This window comes from Methylobacterium tarhaniae, from assembly GCF_001043955.1.
Lineage (GTDB): Bacteria > Pseudomonadota > Alphaproteobacteria > Rhizobiales > Beijerinckiaceae > Methylobacterium > Methylobacterium tarhaniae.
In genome coordinates, this window is record NZ_LABZ01000323.1 from 1 (window position 1) to 8087 (window position 8087).

An 8087-nucleotide genomic window follows, 5' to 3' on the forward strand; every position below is an offset into this window, starting at 1 on the left:
CGGGCGGGCGGGCGCGGGCGGCGAGCGCCTGCGTGGTGCGGTCGAGGATGACCGCCACGATCACGATGCCGATGCCGGCCTCGAACCCGGCGCCCGCCTCCAGCCGCTGGATCGATTGCCAGACCGCGCGGCCGAGGCCCCCGGCCCCGATCATCGCGGCGATCACCACCATCGAGAGGGCGAGCATCATGGTCTGGTTGACGCCCGCCATGATGGTCGGCAGCGCGAGGGGCAGCTGCACCTTGACGAGCTTCTGGGTCGACGAGCCGCCGAAGGCGTCGCAGGCCTCGACGAGCTCGGCCGGCACGCTGCGGATGCCGAGCGCCGTCAGCCGGATCACCGGCGGCACCGAGAACACGATGGTGGCGAAGCAGGCGGAGACCGCCCCGAGCCCGAAGAACGGCAGAGCCGGGATCAGGTAGACGAAGCTCGGCAGCGTCTGCATCATGTCGAGCACCGGCGCGACCGCCTGCCAGGCCCGCCGGTTGAGGGCGCAGGCGATCCCGACCGGGATGCCGATCGCCAGCGCGGCGACCGTCGCCAGGACGACGAGCACCAGGGTCTCCACCGTGGCCTGCCACAGCCGCAGGTTCCACAGGAACAGGAGCCCCGCGAGCGTCAGCAGGCCGACCCGGCGACCGCCGATCCTGTAGGTGACGAGGGATGCCACCGTGATCGCCGCCCAGGGCGGCACGGCGACGAGCGCGCCGGTCAGGGCGTCGATGCCGTCCGAGACCGTGCGGCTGACGGCGCGGGTCAGCCAGCTGCCATGCTCGGTGAGCCAGTCGAGACCGTCGTCGCTGAGCGTGTCGAGGGGAAATTTGGGGACGCTCCACTCCATCTTTCCACTCCTGCCGGCTCGTTTTGCGTCGAGGCCTCGCCCCGATGCGGGTCTTGCTGCGGGATTTGTGCGCCTGGCCGCGCCGCCAGGGCGCGGACGACGTCGCGGCTGGTGAGGGCGCCGACCAGGCGCCCGTCCGGGGTGACCACCGCGAGCGATCCCTCGGCGGCGATCCGGCGCAAGGCGGCGTCGAGGCGGGTGCCCTCCTCGATGCAGCCCGCCTCGCGGTCGAGGAGGCCGGAGACGGGCTCGTCGGCCCTGGCCGCCGCGAGCCGCTCGGGCCGCAGGCGTCCGGCGAGACGGCCATCCGGGCCTGCGACGAACCAGGCCTCGGGCGCCGCCGCGATCCGCGCCCGCACCTGCGCGACGCTCCCGTCGAGGGGCAGGATCGCGGCGCGGTCGGCGACGTGCTCCACCCGCATCACCGCCGAGAGGTCGATATGCGCGACGAAGCGCTCGACGTAGTCGGTGGCGGGCCGCGCCACGATCTCCTCCGGCTGGCCGATCTGGACGACCTCGCCGTCCTTCATCAGGACGATGCGGCCGCCGAGCGCCACCGCCTCGTCGAGGTCGTGGGAGACAAACACGACGGTCTTGCCGAGCTTGGCCTGCAACTCGCGCAGCTCCGCCTGCATGTCGCGGCGGATCAGCGGATCGAGGGCGCTGAACGCCTCGTCCATCAGCAGGATCTCGGCATCCGCCGCCAGCGCCCGGGCGAGGCCCGCCCGCTGCTGCATGCCGCCGGAGAGCTCGTGCGGATACTTGTGCTCCCACCCGCTCAACCCGACGAGGGCGATCGCCTCCCTGGCGCGGGCGTTGCGGCTTTCGGCCGGGACGTTCTTGATCTCCAGGCCGAAGCCGACATTGGACAGGATCGTGCGGTTGGGCAGCAGCGCGAAGTGCTGGAAGACCATGCCGAAGGTTTGCTGCCGGAAGGCCAGCAGGTCCTTGCGGCCGAGCGCCGTCACGTCGACGTCGCCGACGCGGATGCGCCCGCAGGTCGGCTCGACGAGCCGGTTCATGCAGCGCAGGAGCGTCGACTTCCCCGAGCCCGACAGGCCCATCAGGATCAGGATCTCGCCCTCGCGGACGTCGAACGAGATGTCGCGCAGCCCGACGACGGCGCCGCAGGACGCGGCGATCTCGGCCTTGCGCTTGCCTTGCGCGATCTGATCCAGGGCCGCCGCGTGATTCCGGCCGAAGATCTTGCTGATGCCCGTCAAGGTCATGTTGCGCATCTGCCCACACCCTTTCCGGAACGGTGCCTCTCGGCTGATCACCCGTGATGAGTTCGGGGCTCGATCTTTACGGATAATGATGAAAAGCTACCTGCCCCAAGGGTCGCGGCTTGCCCGGTTGCGACACTTTCTGGCAGGAAGACGACATCGGTCAACATCCCCGCCGCTCGTCGTTGCTGCGATGCAGCATTGCTCGTGTTTTCGGCAATGTTGCGGGCTTTCGATGCACGCGGTGATGCCGATTCGGGCTGATATCGCGTCGATCGGTGCGGCCGCTATCCTTGCCGGCAATGCGAAACCGGCGGAAAGTGCCATTGACGACGTGCGCGCGTCGGCGGACGCGCGCATTCACGTCGGGCACCGGGCGAGACCGGACAGGCATGGAATTCCCCGCACTCCCACACGGGAGCGCGGAGACGCGCCACCTCTTACCCCGGACAGCCCGAGTTCAGCGGACCCCCACCCTCACGCCGGCGGATAATCCACGTAGCCCTGCGCCCCGCCGGTGTACCAGGTCTCGGTATCGTCGGCCGAAAGCGGGATCCCTTGCGCGATCCGCCGCGGCAGGTCGGGATTGGCGATGAACGGGCGCCCGAACGAGATCGCGTCGGCCTCGCCGGCATCGAGGGTGGCCTGGCCGCGCACGCCGTCGTAGTCGGAATTGAGCACGAAGGCGCCCCGGAACGCCGCCCGCATCCGCGGCGCGACCGGGGCGCGCTCCGCCTTGCCGTTGGTGCCCTCGTAGCCGGGCTCGCGCACCTCCAGGAACGCGATCCCGATCTCGGAGAGCGCCGCGGCGGCGGCCTCGAACAGCGGCTCCGGGTTGCTGTCGTTCACCCCCTGGCGCTCCTCGTTGGGCGACAGGCGCACCCCGGTCCGCTCGGGCCCGGCGATGTCGGCCACCGCCGCCACGACCTCGCGCAGCAACCGGATCCGGTTCTCGATCGAGCCGCCGTAGCGGTCGGTGCGGAAATTGGCGTTGTCGCGCAGGAACTGGTCGATGAGGTAGCCGTTCGCGGCGTGGATCTGGACGCCGTCGAATCCGGCCGCGAGCGCGTTGCGGGCAGCCTGCCGGTAATCCTCCAGGACGGCCTGGATGTCGGCCTCGGTCATGGCGCGGGCCTCGACATGGGGCGCCTTGCCCTCGTAGGTCCGCGCCAGGCCGGGCATGGTGGTCGCCGAGGACGAGACCGGCTGGCCGCGTCCGGGCAGGCTCGGATGGACCACCCGGCCCATGTGCCAGAGCTGCGAGACGACCAATCCGCCCGCCGCATGCACGGCGGCGGTGACCGGCCGCCAGCCCTCGACCTGCTCGGGCGTCCAGATCCCGGGGGCGTAGGGCCAGCCGAGCCCCTGCGGGCTGATCCCGGTCGCCTCGGAGATGATGAGGCCGGCCGAGGCGCGCTGGGCGTAGTAATCGACCATCAGGCCGGTCGGCACGTGGTCGCGGGTGGCCCGGGCGCGGGTGAGCGGCGCCATGAGCACCCGGTTGCGCGCCGACAGGGCGCCGAGCCGGATCGGGTCGAGGAGGCTGGGCATCGCGAGCTCCGCTGCGCGTTCAGGGAAAGGGCCGGGACGTCAGCGGGCCGTCTGCGCGTGCGGGCGCTTCGCGGCGGCGAGCGCCGCGGCCTTGCCGGCGGCGGCGTAGAGGTTGAGGCGCGAATAGACCCCGAAGGCCGAGCCGTCGTTCAGGAAGCCGCCGCCGGGTCCCTGGGTCTCGGTCAGGATGGCGTTCGCCTCCGCGAGGCTCAGGGACGGGAAGGCCGCGGTCAAAAGGTACCCGGCCTCGGGGGCGATCTTGCCCACATCCTCGACCGTGCCGGCGGTCTTGGCGTGGACCACCGGCAGGCCGTAGGTCTGGGTCGTGTCGTAGAAGGCCGCGTTGGCCGCCGCGTCCCGGAACCGGCCGGTATCGGTGGCGGCGCAAGACGCGACCGAATCGCCGCAGGCATCCTTCAGCACGAGGGCGAGGTCGTTGCGCGCCGCCTCCAGGGCCGCGCGGTAATCGGTGATCGCGACCGCGTCGTTGGTCTGCCGGCTCATCTCGTTGATCACGGCCGGGTTCTTGCGGATCTGGCCGACATAGGCCGGATCGTTGGCGAGGAGATGCGCGACCGCGTGGAGCGCCACCGTGCGCCCGCCGAGCACGTCCATCGCGTAATGCGCGCCGACGACGATGCGGTTGTTGCCGTACTCGGCCGCCCGCACCATCATCTGCTGGTAGCGCTCCGGCACCAGCAGCGCCAGGACCAGGGATTCGGTGTAGCCGTAGGTGGTGTGGCCGCTCGGATAGGACGGGCTGTCGGTCAGGTTCTGGCTCGGCCCGTGCAGCCAGTCCAGGCTGTGCGAGGTGCGGGCGAAGTAATCGTCGCCCCGATACGCGTAGAGGCGCGGCAGGGTCTGGAACGGGCGGGCATTGCCGAAGGCGTCGCCCCCCGTGCTGCCGGCCTTGCGGTCATAGGCCTTGCCGAACACGTCCGGCACGCCGCTCCGCGCCGCGAAGATGCCGGCGGCCGCCGCCGAGACCGGGTTCTTGCCGTCGGTCGTGCCGTTGGCGAAGAAGTATTTTCCGGAATTCGAATCCGATTTCGTGATGTTGTTGGTGTAGCCGAGCAGGTCGGCCACCGACTGGGTCACGTTGCTGAACGTCTTGTAGTCGGCGTAGCGTGCCTTTTCCTGGTAGATCGCGCCGAGCCGGCTGCCGAGCCCGTCGGCGAGCTCGGTGGCGTTGCCGTCGGTGATGAAGCAGTCGCGCAGGGCGAGCTGCCGCTGCTCGTCGAGCGGCAGGAGATGCGGCTGCGTCTGCGTGCCGAACTGGATGTCGCCGGTCACCTGCAGGTTGGCGGCGAGCGCCGCCCGCCCCTCCTGCGTGCCGGGCAGGGCGCTGACCGGGGCGAGCCCCTGCAGGGCGACGAGGTTCGTCGCGGTCTGCGCCGCCGCCGGGAGCGGCAGCAGCAGGCAGAGAATCGCGGCACCGTGGGTCGTGGCCCTGCGCATGACGTCGCCTCCCCCAGGAGCGTTGCGGCGGACAGGAGACGACGGCCGCCGCCTCCTGTCCAGCCCGGGCGCGCGGTCGCGGTGACGACCGTCAGGCGAGCCACGCAGCGAGGGCATAGGCGCCCGCGCCGATCAGGGCGGCGGCCGGCAGGGTCAGCACCCAGGCCACCACGATGTCGCTCGCCACGCCCCAGCGCACCGCCGAGGTGCGCCGCGCCGCGCCCACCCCGACGATCGCCCCGGTGATCGTGTGGGTGGTCGAGACCGGCACCCCGAGCCAGGTCGCCCCGAACAGGGTCAGCGCCCCGCCGGTCTCGGCGCAGAAACCCTGCATCGGCGTGAGCCGGGTGATGCGCGAGCCCATCGTGTGCACGATCCGCCAGCCGCCGAGCAGGGTGCCGGCGGCCATGGCCGCCTGGCACGACAGAACCACCCAGAGCGGCACGTGGAAGTCGGGGCCGAGATGGCCCTGGCTGAACAGCAGCACCGCGATGATGCCCATCGTCTTCTGGGCGTCGTTGCCGCCGTGGCCGAGGGAGTAGAGCGAGGCCGAGACGAATTGCAGGAAGCGGAACCGGCGGTCGACCGCGAAGGGTGTCGCACGCACGCACAGCCACGAGACGATCAGGACGAGCAGCAGCGCGAGGGCGAAGCCCAGCAGCGGCGAGAGCACGATGGCGGCCGCCGTCTTGCCGAGCCCGCCCCAGACCACGGCTTGCCAGCCGGCCTTGGCGAGCCCCGCCCCGACGAGGCCCCCGACCAGCGCGTGCGAGCTGCTCGACGGGATGCCGAGCAGCCAGGTCAGGACGTTCCAGGCGATGGCGCCCGCGAGCGCGCCGAAGATCACCTTCGCGTCGATCACGCTCGCCTCGACGATGCCGGTGCCGAGCGTCTGGGCGACGTGCAGGCCGAAGAACAGGAAGGCGATGAAGTTGAAGAACGCCGCCCAGATCACCGCGTAGTGCGGCCGCAGCACCCGGGTGGAAACGATGGTGGCGATCGAGTTGGCGGCATCGTGCAGGCCGTTGAGGAAGTCGAACAGCAGCGCGACGGCGATCAACCCGGCGAGGATCGGGAGCGAGAGGGCGGCCTCCACATCCGGCTCCTACACGTTCTCGATCACGATGGCGCTGATCTCGTTGGCGACGTCCTCGAAGCGGTCGACCACGTCTTCCAGGTGGCCGAGGATCTCGCTGCCGACGATGTAGGCCATCGGGTCGCCGCGCCCATGCGCGTGGTAGAGCGCCTTGAGGCCCTGCTCGTGCAGCGCGTCGGAGCGCCCCTCGACCGCGATCACCCGCTCGGTGAGGGCGGAGAGCGGGGCGGCATGCTTGCCGATGCCGTTGAGGAGCGGGACCGCCTCGGCGGTGAGCCGGGCGGCCTCCAGGACGGTGCCGCCCATCTCCCGCATGACCGGATCGAAGCTGCGCACCTCGAACAGCGTGATGGTCTTGGCGGTGCGGTTCATCTGGTCGAGGGCGTCGTCCATCGACTGGATCAGGTCCTTGATGTCGCCGCGGTCGAAGGGCGTGATGAAGCTGCGGCGCACCGCCTCCAGTACCTCGCGGGCGATGTCGTCGGCCTCCTGCTCGCGCTCGGCGATGATCCGGCAGTAGCGCGGCACGTCCTCGCCGCCCTCCAGCAGCGCCTGCAGCGCCTCGGCGCCGGCGACCAGCGTGCGGGCATGCCGCTCGAACAGGTCGAAGAAGCGGTCTTCCCTGGGCATCAGCGCCCGGAACCAGCCCAGCATGTCCGCCCGTCCCGTCCGCCTGACCTCCACGGTGATCTGGAAGCCGGCTCACCGCCCGCAAGGGGCCGGCGGGCCGATCTTTCGGGCGGGCTGCCGGACGGGGGGCCGGGACGCCGCCCGCGGGGGTCATTCGAGGCGGAGGAGGATCGTGTCCCGCCGGCCGGTCCGGGGATGGCGGGCGTAGTCGAGGCCGGGCCAGTCGGACCCGTCGAGATGCAGGGTGTCGAACGCGCGCAGGAGCGCGCCGCGGGTGAGGTCGCGCCCGGCCGCGACCAGGGCCGCACGCAGGAGCGCCGCGGCCGCCCGCGCCAGGCGGTCGGGTGCCGGCGCGGGATCGACGCCGGGGCCCGCGCTCGGATCCGTCAGGACGAGCCGGATCCCGCCCCGCGCCAGGGCGGGCAGCACCGCGCCGATCTCCGGCCCGATGGCGTGGACCCGCGTGCCGGGCCGCAGCAGCCCGACGAGGTCGCGCCAGCGGGCCGGGGCGACGAGCACGATCAGCTCGAGGGGAAGCGGCTTGTCGAGGCGGTCGGGATCGAGGATCGGGCGGGCGGTCGATCCGGGCAGGAGGGCCCTGCCCGCGGCATCGGCGAGGACCGCGACGTCGCTTGGAGCGCCGGACAGGAGGGCCTCCGCCTGGTCGCGGCGCGACGGCATCAGGCTGCGGACCTCGTCGGCGCGGAGGTCGTCGCCGATCGGGGCGAGCGGGAAGAGCAGCGGCAGGCCGCCATCCTGGTGGCACGCGGCGAGGTCGGTCGCGAAGACGAGGGCGAGGAGGCCGCCTGCCGCGATCTCCGCCGCGTCCCGGACCGGCACCAGCTCGACGCCTCGCCCGTGGACGCGCAAGGCCTCGCCGGCCCCTCCGTCGAGGGCGGCACGCAAGGACGCGATCAGGCGCGGGCCCGATGCGGCGTCGACGCCGAGGCGGATCCGGTCGGGCTCGACGCCGCGGCGCTCGCTCGCCTCCAGGCTTTCGAGGTGGCGCCACAGGGCACCCGCCTCGTCCCGCCCGAGGGGGTAGCGCGGCATCAGGGCCTGGAGCCGCGCTACCCCCTCGGGCGGGACGAGGCGGGGGCCCTGTGGCGCCACCTCGAAAACCTGGAGGCGAGCGAGCGCCGCGGCGTCGACGCCGCATCGGGCCCGCGCCCGATTGCGTCCTTGCGTGCCGCCCTCGACGGAGGGGGCGGCGAGGGCCTGCGCGTCCACGGGCGAGGCGGCGGGCTGGGGCCGGTCCGGGACGCGGCGGAGATCGCGGCAGGCG

7 protein-coding genes are annotated in these 8087 nt (G+C 72.1%); all 7 read right to left on the reverse strand.

The genetic code is table 11. The annotated features are described in order from the left end of the window. A partial coding sequence (locus VQ03_RS29620; RefSeq protein ID WP_048454526.1) for an ABC transporter permease occupies positions 1-841 on the reverse strand: 841 nt, incomplete at its 3' end. Continuing rightward, complete coding sequence (locus tag VQ03_RS29625) at positions 757-2079, reverse strand: quaternary amine ABC transporter ATP-binding protein (RefSeq protein ID WP_048454520.1); 1323 nt, start codon at positions 2077-2079, stop codon at positions 757-759. The genes VQ03_RS29620 and VQ03_RS29625, both read right to left, overlap by 85 nt. 465 nt (positions 2080-2544) lie before the next feature. After that, positions 2545-3618, reverse strand: a complete 1074-nt coding sequence (locus tag VQ03_RS29630; protein ID WP_048454521.1) for an alkene reductase — start codon at positions 3616-3618, stop codon at positions 2545-2547. Positions 3619-3657: 39 nt separating this feature from the next. Then, entirely contained in the window at positions 3658-5076 is a 1419-nt protein-coding gene (locus tag VQ03_RS29635) for a phosphatase PAP2 family protein (protein WP_048454522.1), read from the reverse strand. A 91-nt stretch (positions 5077-5167) separates the two neighbouring features. Continuing rightward, positions 5168-6172 (reverse strand): inorganic phosphate transporter, encoded by a 1005-nt coding sequence (locus VQ03_RS29640; protein ID WP_048454523.1) that lies wholly within the window; start codon positions 6170-6172, stop codon positions 5168-5170. 9 nt (positions 6173-6181) lie between these two features. Beyond that, positions 6182-6826, reverse strand: coding sequence for a DUF47 domain-containing protein (locus VQ03_RS29645; RefSeq protein ID WP_048454524.1), 645 nt, complete (start codon positions 6824-6826; stop codon positions 6182-6184). 126 nt (positions 6827-6952) lie between these two features. Next, on the reverse strand, positions 6953-8087 hold a 1135-nt coding region (locus VQ03_RS34080; protein ID WP_167376144.1), incomplete at its 5' end, for a hypothetical protein.